Origin of the sequence: Streptomyces sp. 378 (genome assembly GCF_030124145.1) — a bacterium.
Lineage (GTDB): Bacteria > Actinomycetota > Actinomycetes > Streptomycetales > Streptomycetaceae > Streptomyces.
Window position 1 is genome coordinate 21549 of record NZ_JASKMS010000034.1, and the last position, 18531, is coordinate 40079.

The window sequence follows — 18531 nt, forward strand, 5'->3', positions numbered from 1 at the left end:
CCATGCGCAACGCCGACATCCGCCGCCTGGACCGCGAGATCCAGACGACGACGAAGAAGCTGGAAGCGGTCCGCCGGGGCGAGTGGTGGCCGCTGAACGGCAGTGAGCGCCGGGCGATGGCCCGCGCGCTGGCCGGTGGCGCCTACAAGGTGGCCCGGGGCCGCAGCGCGGGCCGTGAGGAGCAGCGCATGGACGCCACCGGCAGCTCTGCCGAGATCCGGCTGAACGCGGAGCTGACCGCCCTGCACGGCGAGCGGCAGCGGCTCCTCACCGAGGCCGCCCGCGACAAGGCCAAGAAGAAGTCGTCCGGCAGGTTCTGACCAGCCACCACGCCGGGGTGGCCGCTCTTTCCACGGACCCGGCCACCCCGGCCTCTCTCCCTCATCTCCCGCCCCCTGCGGGGGCAGTCAGGAGCCCTCCCAGCATGTCTGAGAACGTCGTCCACCTCCACAAGCCCACCGACCCCCCGACCCCCGACACCGCCCCCACCGTGCTCACCGTCGTGCCAGACGCGCCGCCGGCGCGACCCGTGCCGCTGTGGATCCGCTCCGGCCGCGCTGTGAAAACGGCCGTCACACACGAGCGCACACGGTCGACGGGGCGAGCCATGGCCCGGCACGCCTCCTACACGTTCAACGGCGGCCGGATCGTGGCCCGCCGCACCTGGGACGGCCGCACCGGCTCCCGCTACGAACGCATGATCCGAGCCGCCGAAGCCGCGGGGAACCTGGAAGCGGCTGAGGAGTGGGAGGAGCGGTTGCAGCGCTTCCGCGCCGCCCGGCATCACCGCCGCATGGACCTGCTGCACTCGCCCGTGGAGGCCGCCAAGGGCGTCGCCGTCGGCGCCGGCATGAGCATCGGCACTCTGGTCGCCCTCGGCATCGTCATGGCCATCAACACCGGCCACTTCGGCGACGTCATCACCCCCCTGACCGCGACCATCGACTTCATAGCCCTGCTCATCCGGATCGTGCAGATCGTGTGGGGCCCGGCGCTCACTATCGCCCCGTTCCTCGCCCTGCTCGCCCTGTGGTCGGTTGGCCGCAAGCAGCACGCCGCCCCCGCCTGGGCACTCCCCGCCAACGTCCGCAACGGCGAAGGTGAGCCGATCACGCCATCCATCGTGGTCAAGGCCCTGCGCGACCTCGGCGTGCCCGCGCTGCGCAACGCCATCAAGGAGATGGGCGACGCCGGCGCCTCGATGCTCGGCCCGATCCGGATCGCCGGATGCGGTGTCGAGGTCGACGTCACCCTCCCGTCGGGGGTGTCGACGGTCGAGGTGCAGCAGCGGCGGCGCAAGCTCGCCGAGAACCTCACCCGGCACGAGCACGAGGTGTTCATCACCATCCCTCAGGCCGCACGGACGGTGCGGCTGTGGATCGCCGACTCGGGTGCGCTGGATGAGCCGATCGGCCCGTCTCCGCTGGTCACCGACGAGACGATGACCGCCGACTACGCCAAGGGCAAGGCGCCCTGGGGTCAGGACCTGCGCGGAGATGCTGCCGCGCTGAGCCTGTATCAGCGGCACCTGCTCATCACCGGGTTGTCGAACCAGGGCAAGACCGTGGCCCTGCGTTCGCTGGCGCTGTGGCTGTCGCTGGACAAGTCGGTGCAGTTCCTCATGGGCGACCTCAAGGGCGTGGGCGACTGGGCCATGTTCGACGGGCTCGCCACGACCCTGATCCAGGGGCCGACGGATGAGCACGTGATCCAGGTGACCGAGATGGTCGAGGGCGCCGTGGACGAGATGAACCGCCGTATCCAGGCTCCGCCCGGAACGACGTTCCCGCCGCTGATTGTGCTGGTCGACGAGGCACAGGTGGCGTTCATGTGCCCGGCCAAAGACGAGGACAAGCGCCCCTACGGCGGCGCCAAGGCCAACTCCCGGTACTTCATGGCCGTCCGCAAGATTCACAACCAGGGCCGTGCGGTGAACGTGCTGATGTGGCAGGGCACCCAGGACCCGACCAACGAGAACCTTCCCAAGCTGGTCCGCGAGGGCGCCCACACCCGCGCATCCCTCGCCCTGGGCACCGAGTCACAGGCCCGCATGGCCCTGGGGGACAAGGCCGTCGACGGGGGCGCCGCTCCGAACCTGCTGCGTCCGGGCCTGGACCGAGGAACCCTGGTCGTCGCTTCCGACGGCATCACCATCCCGGCCGGACAGTCCTCGATCACGGTGCGCACGCACTACATCGACGACGACGCAGCCGAAGCCATCACCGACCGGGCCAAGGCCCTGCGCGACGGCGTCACCACCCTGCACGCCATCGAGCGCAGCGCTGAACACGACCCGCTCGCCGACATCGCCGCCGTCATCGGCGACGCGCCCCGCGTCCGTACCAAGGACGTCCTGGCGCGGCTCGCCACACGCAACGCGGACGCCTACGGCGGCTGGTCGTTCATCGACCTCAAGCGCGTCCTGGACGACGCCGGCGCCGAGCCCTACAAGTCCGACGGCGTCATGGTCGTCGCCCGCGACCGCGTCACCCGCGCCCTCGCCAACCGCGACACCGAGGGTTCCGCTTCCGCCGCCGAATGACAGGGAGCCGACCCCCGACGGGCCAGGGAGGCAGGGAGAACTCCCTCACCCCCTCCCTGACCCGCCTCCCTGGCCCTGACCTGCCTGAATGATCCATCAGGGAGCCAGGGAGCCAGGGAGGCCCGCAGGTCAGACCCCCGAAACACCCCTCCACAACGCCCCCCGAAGGGGGTGCCTCCGCCTCCCTGAACCGACACCGGAAGGGATTCCGTATGTACCCCGAACAGCACGGCAAGGCCCCTGCCGAGAGGGCCGTGGAAGTCCACCACCCCACCCCCATCACCCCGGCCGCCGTGTCGCCGGCGCCGCTCGTTCCCGTCCAGCCGCACGGCGTGCCATCGGTCGCGAGCGTCGTCCTGCCCGACGGCCGTGTCGTCACCGGCTACGCCATGAGCCCCGTCCAGCCCGAGCCGGTCGCGGCCAAGCCGCCGGTCTCTCGCGCGGCGGTGAACGTCGCCCTCGGGGGCGTCGGGTTCCTCGCGGTGTGCGGCGGCCTGCTGCTGCTCACCACGTTCATCACCGCCCTGACCGCGCTCATCACTCAGCTCATCACCCTCGCCGCCGTCATCTTCGGCGGATGGATCGCCCTGCAGGTCTTCAGCGCGAGCGGCTCGGGTGGCAACACCTTCAACATCCGCAAGGCCGTCTTCAAGCGCAACCACTTCAACGGCTGACAGGAGCCCACGTGTTCGAGATCCGCGTCATCTGCGACCCCGCCGACACCGACCGCGTCACCACCGCACTGACCACCGCATTCACCACCGGCGTCTTGCGTCGGCGCCGGACCCGCGACGGCGCGCGCACCCGCCTCTACCTCACCGCCGACCACATCCCCGACCCTGCGGACTGGCCCAGCCCCGAGCAGGCGTACGCCAAGGCCCCGAGCATCGTGAGCGAGATCGGCTGGACCGCGCGCACCATCGCCACGGCCGAGTGCTTCACCGAGCTGGACCGTGAGTTCTACCTGCGCAAGGCCGCCCTGCTGGACCGCATCGCGCTCATGGACGAACCCGAGGATCTCTTCAGCGAAGCCACCGAGACCGCCCATGCGGCGGCTCTGTCCCTGATGGACACGGACCAGCCCGGCCTCATCTGCGACCCGCGCGCTTACGTCCGCCAGCAGTACGCCCTCCTGACCGTCAACGACCAGTAGCTACGCCAAGGGCGGCCCCCTCATCTCGCCAAAGATCCAGGGCCGCCCTTGTCCAACCGTCCTCAACAGACCTGTTGGAGGTCTCCCAGCATGACGCAACCCATCACCATCCGGCGAGTGCGCGGCGAACAGCCCCGCTTGCTGGATCTCTTCTGCTGCGCCGGCGGTGCGGCCGTGGGCTACGCCCGCGCCGGTTTCGCCGTCGACGGCTGCGACATCGCCGACCGATTCAACTACCCCTTCCCCCGCCACCAGGGCGACGCGCTCACCTACCTCGCCCACCTCCTGGAGACGGGCGGCATCCGCCGGTACACGTTCGTGCACGCCTCCCCGCCGTGCCAGCACGGCTGTGCGCTGACCGTGGGCACTAATGCTTCGCAGGGTTGGGGCCGCGCGCACGTCGACCTGGTGGCGCCTACTCGTGAGCTGCTGGACGCGTCGGGTCTGCCGTACGTGATCGAGCAGCCCAACGGGCGCGCGAAGATCCGCAAAGACCTCACCCTGTGCGGGGAGATGTTCGGGCTCGGGGTGATCCGGCACCGCAACTTCGAGGCCGGCGGCTGGAGCGTCACCCAGCCCGCGCATCGCCCGCACAGGGGCCGGGTGCGCGGCTACCGACACGGCCGGTACTTCGACGGCCCGTACGTGGCCGCATACGGCAACGGCGGTGGCAAGCCGTCGGTTCCGGAGCTGCAAGCGGCGATGGGCATCGACTGGACCGACGTGCGCGAGGAACTCACAGAAGCCATCCCGCCCGCCTACACCGAGCACATCGGCGCCGCGTTCCTCGCCACAGCCACGCTGGGGGTGGCGGCATGAGCATGCAGCCCGAACCGCTGCGGACCGCGCTGACGCTGGCCGCTGCCAGCGTGCCGGTGCTGCCCTTACGCCGGGGCAAGGTGCCCTTCGGCAACTGCCGCTCTTGCGCGGACAACGCGTGCGGCGGACGTCCCAACATGAAAGCCCCGGGCCCGTGCCGGTGCCCCGGCGTCTGCCACGCATGGGCCGCCGCCACCACCGATGCGGCCGTCCTTGCCTCCCCGGCCTGGACGACTGCATGGCGGCGGGCTGTCGCAGTCGCCTACCACCCCGGCGGCGCCGGACTGACCGTGGTTGACCTGGACGACGCCGACGCCATCGCATGGGCCCGCACCGCCCTGCCCGCCACCCGGACCGTGCCGACGACGCGCGGTCAGCACTGGATCTACCGGGGCGCCATGACGTCCCGCAACGCGGTACGCCCCGGTGTGGACATCAAGTCGTCCATGGCCTACGCCCGCTATCTCGGGCCCGGCACCGGCCACATGGTGGACCTACCGGACGCCGTGCGTGCCCTCGCGGTGATGAAGCCGCCTGCGGTCAGCCCGGCGCCGCACGCCGTCACCGTGCCGGCGGGGCCCGGGGGCGGGGAGTGCCCGCACCGCACGCCGACGTACCTGGAGCATGGCATTGCCATGGCCGTGCAGCGCATCACCGAGGCTCGCAGCGCCGTGCACGCGACCGTCTACCGGACGTTCCTCGCCGTGCTGTCGACGCACGGCCGATGCGGCTGCCTCACCGACACCCACGTCAACCGGCTGTTCACCGCCGCGCAGGCCAAGGGCGAGTCCCCCCGGCACTGCATCGACGCGTGGACCAACGCCCTGACCACGTTGGGACTGTGACCCGTGTCCGACGACGACAAGAACCCCGCCCGACAGGTCATCACCGACTACGCGCAGTCCCACTTCCGGTACTTCCGCACCGTGGACGGGACCGTGTATGCGCAGCGCACCGGCCACCCCGTGGCCCGTCCGATCCGCTCCCAGGGCACGACCGGGAGCCACCGGCAGGAACTCATGGTCGGCCTCTTCCGTGACGGGGTCGGCGTCTTCAACGGAACCGCCCTCAAGGAGGCGTTGGACTTGATCGAGGCTCTCGCCCTCACCGAGCAGGTACAGCCCACCCACATCCGCGTGGCCCCCGGATTCGACGGGGCCACCTGGCTCGACCTCGGCCGCGACGATGGCCGGTCTGTCCGCATCCACCCCACTGGCTGGGACATCCGCGTCCCCGACCCCGAGGAGGTGTGCTGGCGGCGCACCCAGCTCACCGGGGAACTCCCCGTGCCCGCCAGGGACACCAACGGCAAGGGCATCGACCTGCTGATGCGGCTGTGCAACTTCGCCGACGCCAAGACCGAGGCCCTGGCCATCGCGTGGCTCATCGGCTGCCTGGAGCCGTCCGTGCCCGTCCCCGCCCCGTTCCTTACCGGCCCGCAGGGCGCCGGCAAGTCGACCGGTGGGCGGATGCTCGTGCGGATCATCGAGGGCATGACCGGCGACCTGCGCAGGGCGCCCAAGGACGAAGAGAACATGATCACGGCGGTCGCGGCGGGGTGGATCACTGCCCTGGACAACCTCTCCCACCTGCCCCCGGACCTGTCCGACCTCATGTGCTGCGTCATCACCGGGGCCGAGAGCATCAAACGCGCGCTGTTCACCGACGGCGACGTCGTCCGCTCCCGCTACCGGCGGCCCATGCTGCTGACCGGCATCGACGTCGGCGTGATCCGCCCCGACCTCGCCGAACGGCTCCTCACCCTGCGCCTGGAGCGCCCCCGGGTGCGGCGCACCGAAGCAGAGCTGTGGGCGGAGTATGCCGAGATCCTGCCCGTCGTCCTCGGCTCTCTGCTCGACCTGACCGTGAAGGTCCGCGCGGTGCAGGCCGAGACTCCGACCGATCTGCGGATGGCCGACTTCGCCCACCTGTGCGCGCAGCTCGACGCGGCCACCGGCTTTGGGACGCTGGAGGCGTACCGGGCCAGCCTGGACGACTTGAACGACGACGTGATCGAGGGTGATCTCCTGGCGCAGACGGTCCTCAAGTACGCCGCCGACCTCACCCCGGGCGAAGAGGTACGGATGACGTCGGCGGAGTGGCTGCACGCCCTGACCGGCCTCTACAGCGGCGAGGAATGCCGCCCCCTGCCCAAGGGCTGGCCCACCACCGGCAAGGTGCTCTCCGACCGGCTGAGGCGCATCCAGCCCACCCTTGCCGCGCGGGGCGTCCTGGTCGACTGGGGCCGCACCAGCGCCGCCCGCTACATCGAACTCAGCCGCCAGGCCCCGCCCCCGCCGCCCGAGCAGCAGACCGCGTTCTGACCGCACTCCCGGACAGGCGGACAAGCAAGAGGAGCACGGCGCGCCGATGGGGTGCTCCTCTTGCTGTTCGGCGGCGACAGCCGCCCTGTACAGGTCGCGCCGCGAAGCGGCCCGTTCTTCAAGCCCTGAGCGGACGTAAGACCACAGACGCCACCCCTGTCTTTTTCCTAAGTAGGGAAGATCTGCGTCACTGCGTCACCACGGGCCCGACAGACGGCCGCTCACCTGCGGCAACAGCAGTGACGCAGACGGCGAATCCCGCGTCATCGCGCGTCATCAACGTCACCCCGTGACGAGCGCCCACGTCATCGGTGACACAGGACCCGCCCGCTGCGTCACCGGAACCCGCAGGTCAGACGCCTGATTGACGCAGGTGACGCGATGACGCAGAAATCCGCACCTCGGACAGGCACGGCCACGTAAGGCCCAGCCCTCAACACATCCCGTTTGCAGGCTCACCTCCAAGAGGAGTTGTGGCATGAACTCCCCCCTGCCCACGAGTCACCAAGCCCTGACCGTCCCGGAGGTAATGAGCGCCCTCCGGATGAGCCGCTTCAAGGTCTACGACCTGATCCGGAGTAAGCGACTCCCGAGTTTCACCGAAGGGCGTTTGCGCCGCGTTCCGGCAGACGCGGTGGCCACGTACATGAAGAACCGTCTTGAGGAGGCCGCCTGATGGCGCGCAAGCGAAACCCGAACGGTGCCGGAAGCATCTGGCAGCGAAAGGACGGCCGTTACGAGGGTCGCGTGTACGTTCCTCAGCCGGACGGCACCCGCGCCCGCAAGACGGTCTACGGCAACACGTGGGAGGAGTGCGACGAGAAGCGTCAAGAACTGGTGCGCCGCGCCCGTCAGGGCATCCCGACGCCCACCCGTTCCGCCAAGCTCTCCGAGTGGCTGCCGTACTGGCTGACGCAGTACATCGAACCGCGCCGCAAGCTGAGCACGTACGACAAGTACGAGATGCACGTGCGCCGCTACCTGGTCCCTGTGCTGGGCACCAAGCGGCTGGAGTCGCTCAGCGTCGCCGACGTGCGTTGCTTCACCACACGCATGCAGAACGTCAGCACGGCCGCGACCGCGAAGGAAGCGCACCGCGTGCTCCGTACCGCGCTCACGGCGGCCGTGCGCGAGGAACTCATCACGCGCAACGTCGCATCGCTCGTGGAACCGCCCCGAGTGAAGCAACGCGAGATCAGTCCCTGGTCCCTGGAGGAGACGCTGACTTTCCTGGAGGCCGCACGGCGAGACCCGCTCTACGCCGCGTTCGTCTTGGCCATCGCTATGGGCCTGCGGCGCGGTGAACTGGTGGGCCTGCGCTGGTCGGACGTGGACCTGGACAACCGCGTCTTGCACGTACGCCAGCAGACGCAGCGCCGGCGCGGCACGCTCTACGACGACGACCCCAAGAGCCGCCGCCGGCGCGTGATCCCGATGCCCGCGTTGTGCATCGCGCCGCTTCGCTGGCACCGACTGCGGCAGCGGGAAATGTTCGCGCGTACCGGGGTTGAGTGGTCAGAGAAGGGCTACATCTTCGCGACGCGGAATGGTCGCCCGGTGGAGCCGCGGAATGTCTACCGGTCGTTCACGCGGGTGGCTGCTGATGCGGGGCTGCGAGTGGTCCGGCTGCACGACGCCCGGCACGGCTGCGCCACGCTGCTGACGGCGGCCGGTGTCGCGCCGCGCGTCATCATGGAGATCCTCGGCCACAGCCAGATCAGCATCACGATGGATGTGTACACGCACGTCGTGCACGACACCCAGCGGGAGGCAATTAGCCACATGGACCGGCTACTTAAGCGCCGTCTTCCCACTTGAGTAAGCGACCGATGCGTCATGTTCCTGCCGTCGCAGGCAGGAACATGACGCATCACTAGGTCGCGCTGCTACATGTACCCGTCCCTACCCTGACGCCGCCGCTCGAGGAGTGAGTCCCGCCTAGCCTGCAGCAAGGCCAGCAGAGGGGTCCTGAACGCCACAATGGCGACGAGGGCGACCGCAGCGCCACCCCACGCCACGAGCTCACCGCGAAGCCAATTGACGCTGTGAGAAACCGTGTTAGTGACGCTAAAATGAATCGTTACGGGCTCAGATGTTGCTAGGGAACGGTTCGACTCTCCTTGGTACGTGGTGATTCGCAGCACGAGTCTGTATTTGCCTGGCTTACTCGCGCTGACCGCCCACTCCCATTCCGCTTGATCTGTGGGCTGCGTGACTATCTGCTTCACGCTGGAGTCAAAAAGTGGGCGGATTTTGACCTCATTGCTAGGTGAAGTCAGGGACGCTCCTTCGACACCGCCCACCGGGATACGGCCGATCTTGGAACCCGCAGGTGGGGGCGTCGGCGGGCCGGTGGATCCCGGGCTCTTCTCGTCCATCCAAAGCTTCACCGAAATGCTTGTTGACTTCCCCACGGCGGAGCTTGCGGAGTCAGGGAATTGAAATCCTCCCGGTACCAGAGTCTTCCTGTCTTCGCTGACGTCCTCCAGGAAGGTCGTCTGATTCGGGGTCGCAGTCGGTTCCGGTTCACCCGCAGTCGGGTCCGGTTCAGTTGGCTCATCGGTCGGAAAGGTGGGTGGGGGAGTGGGGCGGGGGTTAGGAGCGTCATTACCTTGAAGCGTACTTACCAGCACCCCCGCGATAGCACACGCAAGGGCCAGGACCCCTAGCAGGCCGGCCACAAAGCGGCGGCGTCGGTCTCGCCGCCGCCTCTCCGCGATGGCGGCCACGAGTCGCCTGTCCGCGATGGCGGCCACGACTAAGCGTCGGCGGTCTCGCTGCTGCGTGTTAGTGTCAAGGACACGCCAAATACCTGACGTGCTGTCCCACACCTTCTTCACGGCTGCCCCCATGCCACACAGAGGCCAGGCATAACCTGCTGGCCCACCCCGGCATTCTCCCCGCAGTTGCCCCTTGCCCATGGCCCTTCGAGGCAATCGGAAGCAGGGCCGCCCCATGGCCGCAGAGCGTGCTATGAGCGGTGCCGCTCGGACTCCTGGCGCCCTTGCGAGGGCGACGGTGCGGTGGTGAGCCACCATTGCCGTCAAACTTCGCCGTCAAAGGCCCCGGACCATGATCGGTCCGGGGCCTTTTGGCTGGTGCCCCCGGCAGGATTCGAACCTGCGACACCCGCTTTAGGAGAGCGGTGCTCTATCCCCTGAGCTACGAAGGCAGTGGCAGCAAACGCAAGCAGCGACGTGCCCGTGGTCTGGGAGGACCACAGGCGTCAGCGTACCGGATGTGGGTGGGGCGGGTGTGGGGTCAGGTCAGGGATCCGGACCGGCCGGGCGGCGTGGGGGCGCCCGGGGAAGCGGCCCCGGCCCGGACGGGGCTGGGGTCAGGACATGGGGACGTGGGTGAAGCGGGCCGCTGTGTGGAGGTCCGTCTGGATGCGGGCGGCCGTCGCCGTCAGTTCGGGGAGGAGGCCCGTCACGCACTCCCGCGGCGTGCGGCGGCTCGCGTGCATCGCTGCGTTCAGGGCCGCCACCACCCGGCCCGACCGGTCGCGGATCGGGACGGCGATCGAGCGGAGGCCCTCTTCCAGTTCCTCGTCCACCAGGGCGTAGCCCTGCGAGCGGACCGAGGTCAGGACCATTTCCAGGGTCTGCTGTTCCGTGATCGTGTGCGGGGTGAAAGCCCGTAGGGGCTCCGGTCGGGGGGCGTCTTCGGGCGCGTCCGCCAGGAGGACCCTGCCCAAGGCCGTGGCGTGTGCCGGCAGACGTGTGCCCACGGTGATGTTCACGCTCATCACCCGAGCCGTCGCCACCCGGGCCGTGTACTGGATCTCCTCGCCGGAGTCCGACAGCACCGCCAGTGACGTCGACTCGTGGACGCGGGACGTCAGGTCGGCCAGGTGGGGCTGGGCGATCTCGGGGAGGGAGGTGCGGGACAGGGGCGGGAAGCCGAGGGAGAGGACCCGGGGGGTGAGGGCGAAGGTGCGGCCGGCCGGGGCCACCATGCCCAGGTGCTCGTAGGTGATCAGAGCCCGGCGGGCCGTCGCCCGGGCCAGGCCCGTCGCCCGGGCCACCTCCGTGAGGGTCGGTTCCGGCCTGCCCTCGCCGAAGGCCGTGAGGACCGTCAGGCCCCGGGCCAGGGATTCGATGAACTCGCGGCCCAGTTGCTGCTTCGAGGCGCCCGTCCAGAGCGCCAGGTCCGAGGGGGGCGGGCCGGGTTCGGGGGGCGGGGTGCGGCGGAGTGCGCGTTCCATGTCCGCGACCGCTGACCGCAGCCTCGGCAGGAGGGCCGTCCTCAGGTGGTGCGCGGTGTGCCGGCTCGTGTGGCTGACCACGCTCGCCACGCACACGATCCGGCGGTGCGGGCCGGGAGCGCGGACGGGTGCCGAGATCGCCACCAGGCCCGGCTCGATCAGCTGGTCGTCCACGGACCAGCCGTGGGCCGACGCCTCGGCCGTACGGTCGGCGAAGGCCTCGTCGTCCCGCGTGTCCGCCCCGTCTCTGCGTGGCGGTACGGCCGTGAAGGACAGGTCCCTCGGGTCCGCCGCCCTACGGTCCCGCCAGTGCTGCCAGTCCGCGGCCGTCCACTCCGTCGCGAACAGCGGCCCGGGCGCGGTGCGTTCGGCGGGGAGGAGGTCGCCGATGCGGAAGCTGAGGGACATCGCGCGGCGGCGGGTCGCCTGGTGGATGAAGCGGATGCCGTCGCGGTCGGCGACCGCGAGGGAGACCGACTCGTCCAGTTCGTCGGCCAGGGCGTCCGCGTGCGGGGAGAGGAGCGCGGGCAGGCGCAGGGCCGACATGTAGGCGTTGCCCAGTTCCATCAGACGGTGGGACAGGTGTACGTCCCTGCCGTCGAAGCGGATGTAGCCCATGCGGGCGAGGGTGGCCGTGATGCGGTCGACCGTGGAGCGGGCGAGGCCGGTGGCCCGTTCCAGGCCGCTCAGGCTCAGCGTGCCGTCCGCCTCCGTCAGTTCCCGCAGCACCGCGATGCCGCGGATGAGGGGAGTGACCGCCTCGGTGGGGATCTCCCTCTGCCGGGCGGTGCTCGCCGTGCGAGCGGCCGGCGCGCCCTTTCGCGTGGCCGGCGCGGTGGCCTTCTCTGTCGGTGGTTCGTTCTCGGTCGACCGATCTTTCTCGGTCGGCGGTCCATGCTCGACCGGTGGCCTCTTCTCGACCGGCGGCCCTTCGACCCGTGGCCGCGTCTCTCCCGGCGGCCTCTTCTCCACCGGCGGTGCCTTCTCCACTGGCGGCCTCTTCTCGGCGGCCGGCGGGGCGGACCTCTGCGGGGTCTCGGACGTGGGCTTCGCTGGCATCGGCTCTCCGGTACGGCGCTCGCGACGGTCGCGGCAGGCCCACCGTAATCCGGAATCCGCTGTCCGGAGGCAGGGAGGGGTTCGAAGGGCCGGCGCCTGCGGGCGTCGCCCATATGCCCCTGCCTGAGTCGCCGTAAGTCTGCGGGCGTCGCCCGTGCGCCCTTGCGCGTGTCGCCGTACTGCTTACCCCCTCGTCACCCGCACCCGGTAACCCCCCGCCGCGTTCGCCCCCGCCGCTCCCGTCCCCGCCTCCGCCACCTCGATCGTGATGCCCCTCCCGGTGTCCCGGAACGTCTCCCCGGGTGTGAACGGCGCGTCCGACAGCTCCGCGTGGACGTTCGGTGCGCGTGTGCAGCCGCCGCTGTCGCGGCGGGAGTCGTGGACGGTGACCGGGCCCATGCCCGTGTCCACCTGCGCGTCGACCTTGTAGATCAGGACACCGGGGCGGCAGACGGCCTCGTCGTTGCCGGCGCGGGTGCGCAGTTCGACGGCGTAGCCGGTTCTGCTGTCCAGGGGGACGAAGACCAGCTTGGAGCCGCCGGCCCGGGCCAGGGGTGTGAGGGTGTACTCCGTGGTGCCGGGGGTCGCCGCGCAGTGGACCTGGGTGGCGTCCAGCCAGCCCAGCTTCCACTTGTGCCAGCCGAGGAAGTCGTTGTTGGCGCCCCAGTCCTCGCTCATGATGTCCCAGTGCCCTACCGCGCCCCCGCCCTCCGCGGTGTACAGGTCGGGCAGGCCGAAGACGTGGCCGTTCTCGTGGGGGAGGACGCGGTAGCCGGTGCGGTCGTAGGAGCCGGAGCCGTCGTCCTGGCGGGAGTAGACGAAGGAGGCGTTGGCCACGGGTATGCCGTCGGCTGTGGGGGCGTCCGGGTTGCCGGCGAAGGTGACGGACAGGACCGTGTCCAGGGCGGAGGGGCCGGCGTTCGGGGTGACCAGGACGTTCACAAGGTCGTACGCGCGGAAGTCCACCTTCGGGTCGGCCGCGGCCACGAGGTCCTGGACCAGCGCGCGGTAGCCGGGCTCGAACGGGGCCCCGCGCTCTATGCCGTACTCCCGGAAGGACTTCGGCATCCGCAGCCAGCCCCGTATCGGGGTCTCGGGGCGGTAGTCGAGGCGGCCGTAGGAGCTGGTGCGGAACCACTCGCGGGTCTGCGGGAAGAACTCGCGGAAGCGGTCCTGGGCCTCGCCCTCGCCCGGGGCGTCGGAGAAGTCGATCATCAGGGTGAGGGCGCGGACGGTGCCGGTGGAGCGGGTGTAGCCGGGGGAGGTGGGGATGCCCTCGGACATCTGGACCTCACGGGCGCCGCGGATCATGCAGGGGCCGTGTGCGGGGGTGTGGGACAGGACGATCGGGCCCGCTCCCGCCGTACTGGCACCCGGGGTGAGACGACCCGTGCCGGCCGAGGTGCTGACCGTGAAGGTCAGCGCGGACACACAGGCCAGGGCGGCCAGTCGGCGCCTGGGTATCCGGCGGCCGGCCGGACCCGTACGGTCCGGCCGGGGGCGCCGAGGCTGCGGCTGCCTGCATGGGACCTGCAAGGGACCTCCCGCGCCACGGCAGCCCCTGGTCTCCGGCTGCACCCTTGCGCTCACCCTGCGTCGCGGGGTGGGGGGACGCCCGTTGGAGGAGACCGATCGTGGGGTTCCCGCCAGTAGCGGCCCGTGAGGTTTGTGAGTCAGATCACAAAACATTTCTGCGTCAGCGGGAAATACCGGGGATCCACTCCCCGTTTAGCCATGTGTCCGACCGAAACGGGGACCCGCTCCCCGGATCGGAGCAGCACCCCTTCCAGAGCAGGAGTACGCCGTGCAGATCGCCGGCCCCGAAGCGCGCAAGGTGTCCCGGCCCCGTGCCGACGCCCTGCGCAACCGGGAGCGGATCGTCACCGCCGCCCGGGAGATGTTCGTCGAGCACGGCCCCGAGGTGCCGCTCGACGAGATCGCCCGCCGGGCCGGCGTCGGCAACGCCACGGTGTACCGCAACTTCCCGGACCGCGACGCACTCGTCCGCGAGGTCGTCTGCTCCGTCATGGACCGTACGGCCGCCGCGGCCGAGCTCGCGCTCGCCGAGACCGGCGACGCGTTCGAGGCGCTGGAGCGCTTCGTGCATGCCGCCGCCGACGAGCGGATCAGCGCGCTGTGCCCGATGGTCTCCAGCACGTTCGACAAGCATCATCCGGACCTGGAGGCCGCGCGCGAACGAGTCGAGCGGCAGGTCGCGGAGGTCATGTACCGCGCCAGGTCGGCCGGACAGCTCCGGTCCGACGTGGATGTGGGGGACGTCATGATCGCCGTGGCCCAGCTCAGTCGGCCCCCGGCCGGCACGGACTGCTTCCGGGCCGACCGTTTCGTCCACCGCCATCTTCAGCTGTTCCTGGACGGGCTGCGGGCTCCCGCTCGCTCGGCTCTCCCGGGCACGGCCGTGACCCTGGAGGACCTGCGCCGGCCCTGACGATCAATCCGTCCAACGACCAGCTCGATCCGATCGGTTCAGTCCGATCAGCTCAGTCCGATCGGTTCGCCCACCGGCCAACCCGGCCCGGTCGGTTCCGTCCGGCCAACCCGGCCCGGTCGGTTCAGTTGCACCAGCTCAGTCCGATCGGTTAGTTCCACCAGCTCAGTCCGATCGGTTAGTTCCACCGGCTCGCTCCGATCGGTTCCGTCCGATCGTCTCAGCCCGATGAGTTCAGGCCGCCCCACCGGTCTGAAACCCGAACGACAGTCCCTGTGGCCGTCCCCGTGGACGAGCCGTCGGCTCTCGTCACCCTTTTCAGCAGGACGTCCCGAATTTCCGTCACGAAGTCCCGAAGTGGGTATCCCCATGTCTGAAGCAGCCTCGAAGACTCTCGGCGCACCGGCCAGAGAACCGGACCCCGGCCGCTGGAAAGCGCTCGTCTTCATCGCGCTGGCCCAGCTGATGGTCGTCCTGGACGCCACCATCGTGAACATCGCCCTGCCCTCCGCCCAGCAGGACCTCGGCATCTCCGACGGCAACCGGCAGTGGGTCGTCACGGCCTACGCCCTCGCCTTCGGCGGTCTGTTGCTGTTCGGCGGCCGGATAGCCGACCTGTGGGGCCGCAAGAGGGCGTTCGTCGTGGGGCTCGGCGGTTTCGCCGTGGCCTCCGCGCTCGGCGGGGCCGCCACCAACGAGGCGATGATGTTCGGCGCCCGCGCCCTCCAGGGTGTCTTCGGCGCGCTGCTCGCGCCCGCGGCGCTCTCCCTGCTCGCGGTGATGTTCACCGACGCCAAGGAGCGCGCCAAGGCGTTCGGCATCTACGGTGCGATCGCCGGTGGCGGCGGCGCCGTCGGTCTGATCCTGGGCGGCTTCCTCACCGAGTACCTGGACTGGCGCTGGACGTTCTTCGTGAACATCCCCTTCGCCATCGTCGCCGCGGCCGGTGCCTACTTCGTCATCCGTGAGCCGGAGGGCGGCCGCAACCGCTCCGCGCTCGACATCCCGGGCGTCATCCTCTCCACCCTCGGCCTGGTCGCCCTGGTCTACGGCTTCACCCGCGCCGAGTCGGACGGCTGGAGCGACTCCGTGACCGTCGGCATGTTCGTCGCCTCGGCGGTGCTGCTGGCGTCCTTCGTGCTCGTCGAGTCCAAGGTCAAGGCCCCGCTGCTGCCGCTGCGCGTGATCACCGAGCGCAACCGCGGCGGGATCTACCTCTCCCTCGGCCTCGCGATCATCGCGATGTTCGGCCTGTTCCTCTTCCTGACCTACTACCTGCAGATCGTGAAGGGCTACTCGCCGGTCAAGACCGGCTTCGCCTTCCTGCCGATGATCGCGGGCATGATCACGGGCTCCACCCAGATCGGCACCCGCCTGATGACCCGGGTCGCGCCGCGCCTGCTGATGGGCCCCGGCTTCCTGGTCGCCGCGCTCGGCATGCTGCTGCTGACCCAGCTGGAGATCGGCTCCTCGTACGCCGCTCTGCTGCTCCCGGCGATGCTGCTGCTCGGTCTCGGCATGGGCACGGCGTTCATGCCGGCCATGTCGCTGGCCACCCAGGGCGTCGAGCCGCGGGACTCCGGTGTCGCCTCGGCGATGGTCAACACCTCGCAGCAGGTGGGCGGCGCGATCGGCACGGCCCTGCTGAACACGATCGCGGCCTCGGCGACCACGGCGTACGTCGCCGACCACATCGCGGGGGCGACCAGCCGGTCTCAGCAGCAGCTGGTCCAGCTGGAGGCCATGGTGGAGGGCTACACCAGCGCCATCTGGTTCGCCGTGGGCATCCTCGTGGCGGCCGCCGTGATCGCCCTGACCTTCGTCAACGCCGGACGCCCGGGCACGACCACGGTGACCGGCTCCGACGCGGACGCGGCGGACGAGGTGCAGATCCCGGTCGTCGCCCACTGACGGCCGCGCACCACCCCCCTTCGGGCCATCCGCAGGTACGAGGAAGGGGACGCCTCGTACCTACGGAATCCAGGACCTGCCCGGGCTCCCGCGTCAGCGGAGCCAGGGCAGGTCCGCACCCGCTTCGGCGGGCTGAAGTCCCTCGGCGACGATCCGCATGATCTCGCCGAGGGACTTCTGCTGTTCCGGGGTGAGCCGGTCGAAGACCGCCTGACGCACGGCCTCCACGTGGCCCGGCGCGGTCTGCCGCAGCACGTCGAGGCCCTCGTCCGTGAGGACGGCGAACTGGCCCCGTTTGTCGTCGGGGCAGTCCTCGCGGCGCACCCAGCCGTTCTTCTCCAGGCGCGCGATGGCGTGCGAGAGACGGGACCGGGTGATCTTCGCCAGCATCGCGAGCTCGGTCATCCGCAGCCGCCGCCGCGGTGCCTCGGCGAGCTTGACCAGAAGGCCGTAGTAGACGTGCGGCATGCCCGCGTCGCGCTGCAGCTGACGGTCGAGATGGTCGTCGAGGAGGGTGACGCCCTCCATGAACGAGCGCCAGACGCGCTGCTCCTCGTCGGTGAGCCAGCGCGGTTCCTGGGGCGCCGCGGCGGAGCCGGGTGTCGGTGCGGATGCGGGTGCCTTCATGTCTTCCACTCTACGTGGACCCTTCTTGAACTTTAAATAAATGGCCCGTACAGTTTGTCAGGGAACCATTGTGGAAGGAGCCGCAGCATGTCCGCCGCCACTCAGGAGCGCATGCCCGCTCTGTACCTCAGCCACGGCGCGCCACCCCTGGCGGACGACCCCGTCTGGCCCGGTGAACTGGCCGCCTGGTCCGCCGGACTGCCGCGCCCCAAGGCCATCCTGATCGTCTCCGCCCACTGGGAGGAGGCCCCGCTGGCCCTCGGCGCCACCGAGACCGTCCCGCTCGTCTATGACTTCTGGGGCTTCCCGGAGCACTACTACCGGGTGACGTACGACGCCCCCGGTGCGCCGGAGCTCGCCGAGTCCGTACGCAAGCTGCTGCGCGCCCCCGGCGTGCCCGTCCAGGACGTCCCCGACCGCGGCCTCGACCACGGCGCCTACGTCCCGCTCGTCGAGATGTACCCGGAGGCCGACATCCCGGTCCTTCAGGTGTCCATGCCGACGCTCGACCCGGTCCGGCTGCTGGAGATCGGCCGCAAGCTCGCCCCCCTGCGGGACGAGGGCGTGCTCATCGTCGGCTCCGGCTTCTTCACCCACAACCTGGCCGCGCTCCGGCAGGGCGGCGTCCCCGCCTGGTCGGCCGAGTTCGACGACTGGGGCCGGCGGGCGCTGGAGGCGCGTGACGTGGACGCCCTGCTCGACTTCACCCGCAAGTCGCCCGCCGGGCGGCTGGCCCACCCGCGCACCGAGCACTTCGCCCCGCTGTTCGTGACCATGGGCGCGGCCGACGCGGTCGGCGAGCTGGACGCTCAGAAGTCCGTGATCGACGGGTTCTGGATGGGGCTGGCGAAGCGGTCGGTGCAGTTCGGCTGAGGCGGGGTGGGCTGTGGGGCGTGGGGCTGTGGGGCAGGCGCCTACAGCGGCTTCTCGTACCAGGCCACGTCCCAGTAGCGGCCGAACTTGCGTCCGACCTCCCGGTACGTGCCGACGGGCCGGAAGCCGAAGCCCTCGTGCAGCCGGGCCGACGCCTCGTTCGGCAGCGCGATGCCCGCGTACGCGCGGTGCAGATCCTCGCCGGACAGCGCCTCGAAGAGGGCCGTGTAGAGGAGCGTGCCGATGCCGCGCCGGCCTGCGTCCGGGGCGACGTACACGGTCGTCTCCACGGAGGTGGCATAGGCGGGCTTCGTTCGGAAAGGGCTGGAAGTGGCGTAACCCAGAATCCGCTGTGTGTCCGGCTCCCTGGCAACCATCAGGCGGTGCGGCCCGTCTTCAGGGTGGGAGAGCAGCCAAGGGCGGCGCTCCTCCGGAGTGAAGATCGCGGTATCGAATGTGATCGCCGTCTCACGTACATAGTGGTTGTAGAGGACGGTGAGGGCTTCGAGGTCGTCCTCGACTCCTGGTCTGACCTGCACCTCTGTACGTTCCGACGGCATCGCGCCT

The 18531-nt window shown here is 70.1% G+C and carries 16 protein-coding genes and 1 tRNA gene; 12 read left to right on the forward strand and 5 right to left on the reverse strand.

Annotation, left to right across the window (positions count from 1 at the left end):
- The first annotated feature begins 2 nt into the window (after positions 1-2).
- The 9 genes from QNO09_RS33135 (at position 3) to QNO09_RS33175 (ending at position 8656) form a co-directional block, all read left to right on the forward strand.
- Complete coding sequence (locus tag QNO09_RS33135) at positions 3-320, forward strand: hypothetical protein (protein ID WP_283973928.1); 318 nt, start codon at positions 3-5, stop codon at positions 318-320.
- A gap of 104 nt (positions 321-424) precedes the next feature.
- Positions 425-2542, forward strand: coding sequence for an FtsK/SpoIIIE domain-containing protein (locus QNO09_RS33140; protein WP_283973929.1), 2118 nt, complete (start codon positions 425-427; stop codon positions 2540-2542).
- Positions 2543-2754: 212 nt separating this feature from the next.
- On the forward strand, positions 2755-3216 hold the full coding sequence (locus tag QNO09_RS33145) for a hypothetical protein (protein WP_283973930.1): 462 nt from the start codon (positions 2755-2757) through the stop codon (positions 3214-3216).
- A gap of 11 nt (positions 3217-3227) precedes the next feature.
- Positions 3228-3695, forward strand: a complete 468-nt coding sequence (locus tag QNO09_RS33150; RefSeq protein WP_283973931.1) for a hypothetical protein — start codon at positions 3228-3230, stop codon at positions 3693-3695.
- Positions 3696-3785: 90 nt separating this feature from the next.
- The gene (locus tag QNO09_RS33155; RefSeq protein ID WP_283973932.1) at positions 3786-4514 is read left to right on the forward strand and encodes a DNA cytosine methyltransferase; all 729 of its coding nucleotides are present in this window, start codon (positions 3786-3788) and stop codon (positions 4512-4514) included.
- A complete protein-coding gene (locus tag QNO09_RS33160; protein ID WP_283973933.1) occupies positions 4511-5359 on the forward strand; it encodes a bifunctional DNA primase/polymerase in 849 nt (282 codons plus the stop codon). The genes QNO09_RS33155 and QNO09_RS33160 overlap by 4 nt, the downstream gene beginning before the upstream one ends.
- A gap of 3 nt (positions 5360-5362) precedes the next feature.
- Positions 5363-6838, forward strand: a complete 1476-nt coding sequence (locus QNO09_RS33165) for an AICE element replication initiation protein (protein ID WP_283973934.1) — start codon at positions 5363-5365, stop codon at positions 6836-6838.
- Between the two features lie 478 nt (positions 6839-7316).
- Positions 7317-7514, forward strand: coding sequence for a helix-turn-helix domain-containing protein (locus QNO09_RS33170; RefSeq protein ID WP_033271141.1), 198 nt, complete (start codon positions 7317-7319; stop codon positions 7512-7514).
- On the forward strand, positions 7514-8656 hold the full coding sequence (locus QNO09_RS33175; RefSeq protein ID WP_283973935.1) for a tyrosine-type recombinase/integrase: 1143 nt from the start codon (positions 7514-7516) through the stop codon (positions 8654-8656). The genes QNO09_RS33170 and QNO09_RS33175 overlap by 1 nt, the downstream gene beginning before the upstream one ends.
- A gap of 1278 nt (positions 8657-9934) precedes the next feature.
- Here QNO09_RS33175 and QNO09_RS33180 read toward each other — a convergent pair.
- The 3 genes from QNO09_RS33180 to QNO09_RS33190 all read right to left on the reverse strand — a co-directional run bounded on the left by QNO09_RS33180 (position 9935) and on the right by QNO09_RS33190 (position 13535).
- Positions 9935-10010, reverse strand: a tRNA-Arg gene (locus QNO09_RS33180).
- A gap of 165 nt (positions 10011-10175) precedes the next feature.
- Positions 10176-12104, reverse strand: coding sequence for an IclR family transcriptional regulator domain-containing protein (locus QNO09_RS33185; protein ID WP_283973936.1), 1929 nt, complete (start codon positions 12102-12104; stop codon positions 10176-10178).
- Positions 12105-12287: 183 nt separating this feature from the next.
- Positions 12288-13535, reverse strand: a complete 1248-nt coding sequence (locus QNO09_RS33190) for a M6 family metalloprotease domain-containing protein (protein WP_283973937.1) — start codon at positions 13533-13535, stop codon at positions 12288-12290.
- A 373-nt stretch (positions 13536-13908) separates the two neighbouring features.
- Here QNO09_RS33190 and QNO09_RS33195 point away from each other — a divergent pair, with 373 nt between their 5' ends.
- Together QNO09_RS33195 and QNO09_RS33200 are read left to right on the forward strand one after the other, a co-directional pair.
- The gene (locus QNO09_RS33195) at positions 13909-14553 is read left to right on the forward strand and encodes a TetR/AcrR family transcriptional regulator (RefSeq protein WP_283973938.1); all 645 of its coding nucleotides are present in this window, start codon (positions 13909-13911) and stop codon (positions 14551-14553) included.
- A gap of 369 nt (positions 14554-14922) precedes the next feature.
- Positions 14923-16464, forward strand: coding sequence for an MFS transporter (locus QNO09_RS33200; RefSeq protein ID WP_283973939.1), 1542 nt, complete (start codon positions 14923-14925; stop codon positions 16462-16464).
- Positions 16465-16557: 93 nt separating this feature from the next.
- On the opposite strand, the gene QNO09_RS33205 is transcribed toward QNO09_RS33200, so the two are convergent.
- Positions 16558-17091, reverse strand: a complete 534-nt coding sequence (locus QNO09_RS33205) for a MarR family winged helix-turn-helix transcriptional regulator (protein WP_283973940.1) — start codon at positions 17089-17091, stop codon at positions 16558-16560.
- 87 nt (positions 17092-17178) lie between these two features.
- Between QNO09_RS33205 and QNO09_RS33210 the strand changes: the two genes are divergently transcribed.
- Complete coding sequence (locus tag QNO09_RS33210) at positions 17179-17964, forward strand: dioxygenase family protein (protein WP_283973941.1); 786 nt, start codon at positions 17179-17181, stop codon at positions 17962-17964.
- A 41-nt stretch (positions 17965-18005) separates the two neighbouring features.
- Here QNO09_RS33210 and QNO09_RS33215 read toward each other — a convergent pair whose 3' ends face one another.
- The gene (locus QNO09_RS33215; RefSeq protein WP_283973942.1) at positions 18006-18524 is read right to left on the reverse strand and encodes a GNAT family N-acetyltransferase; all 519 of its coding nucleotides are present in this window, start codon (positions 18522-18524) and stop codon (positions 18006-18008) included.
- Positions 18525-18531: the final 7 nt, after the last annotated feature.

Bases quoted from the DNA above. Each gene is read 5' to 3' on its own strand.
- QNO09_RS33135 (WP_283973928.1), top strand. From the start codon at position 3: ATGCGCAACGCCGACATCCGCCGCCTGGACCGCGAGATCCAGACGACG.
- QNO09_RS33140 (WP_283973929.1), top strand. From the start codon at position 425: ATGTCTGAGAACGTCGTCCACCTCCACAAGCCCACCGACCCCCCGACC.
- QNO09_RS33145 (WP_283973930.1), top strand. From the start codon at position 2,755: ATGTACCCCGAACAGCACGGCAAGGCCCCTGCCGAGAGGGCCGTGGAA.
- QNO09_RS33155 (WP_283973932.1), top strand. From the start codon at position 3,786: ATGACGCAACCCATCACCATCCGGCGAGTGCGCGGCGAACAGCCCCGC.
- QNO09_RS33160 (WP_283973933.1), top strand. From the start codon at position 4,511: ATGAGCATGCAGCCCGAACCGCTGCGGACCGCGCTGACGCTGGCCGCT.
- QNO09_RS33170 (WP_033271141.1), top strand. From the start codon at position 7,317: ATGAACTCCCCCCTGCCCACGAGTCACCAAGCCCTGACCGTCCCGGAG.
- QNO09_RS33175 (WP_283973935.1), top strand. From the start codon at position 7,514: ATGGCGCGCAAGCGAAACCCGAACGGTGCCGGAAGCATCTGGCAGCGA.
- QNO09_RS33185 (WP_283973936.1), bottom strand. From the start codon at position 12,104: ATGCCAGCGAAGCCCACGTCCGAGACCCCGCAGAGGTCCGCCCCGCCG.
- QNO09_RS33200 (WP_283973939.1), top strand. From the start codon at position 14,923: ATGTCTGAAGCAGCCTCGAAGACTCTCGGCGCACCGGCCAGAGAACCG.
- QNO09_RS33205 (WP_283973940.1), bottom strand. From the start codon at position 17,091: ATGAAGGCACCCGCATCCGCACCGACACCCGGCTCCGCCGCGGCGCCC.
- QNO09_RS33210 (WP_283973941.1), top strand. From the start codon at position 17,179: ATGTCCGCCGCCACTCAGGAGCGCATGCCCGCTCTGTACCTCAGCCAC.
- QNO09_RS33215 (WP_283973942.1), bottom strand. From the start codon at position 18,524: ATGCCGTCGGAACGTACAGAGGTGCAGGTCAGACCAGGAGTCGAGGAC.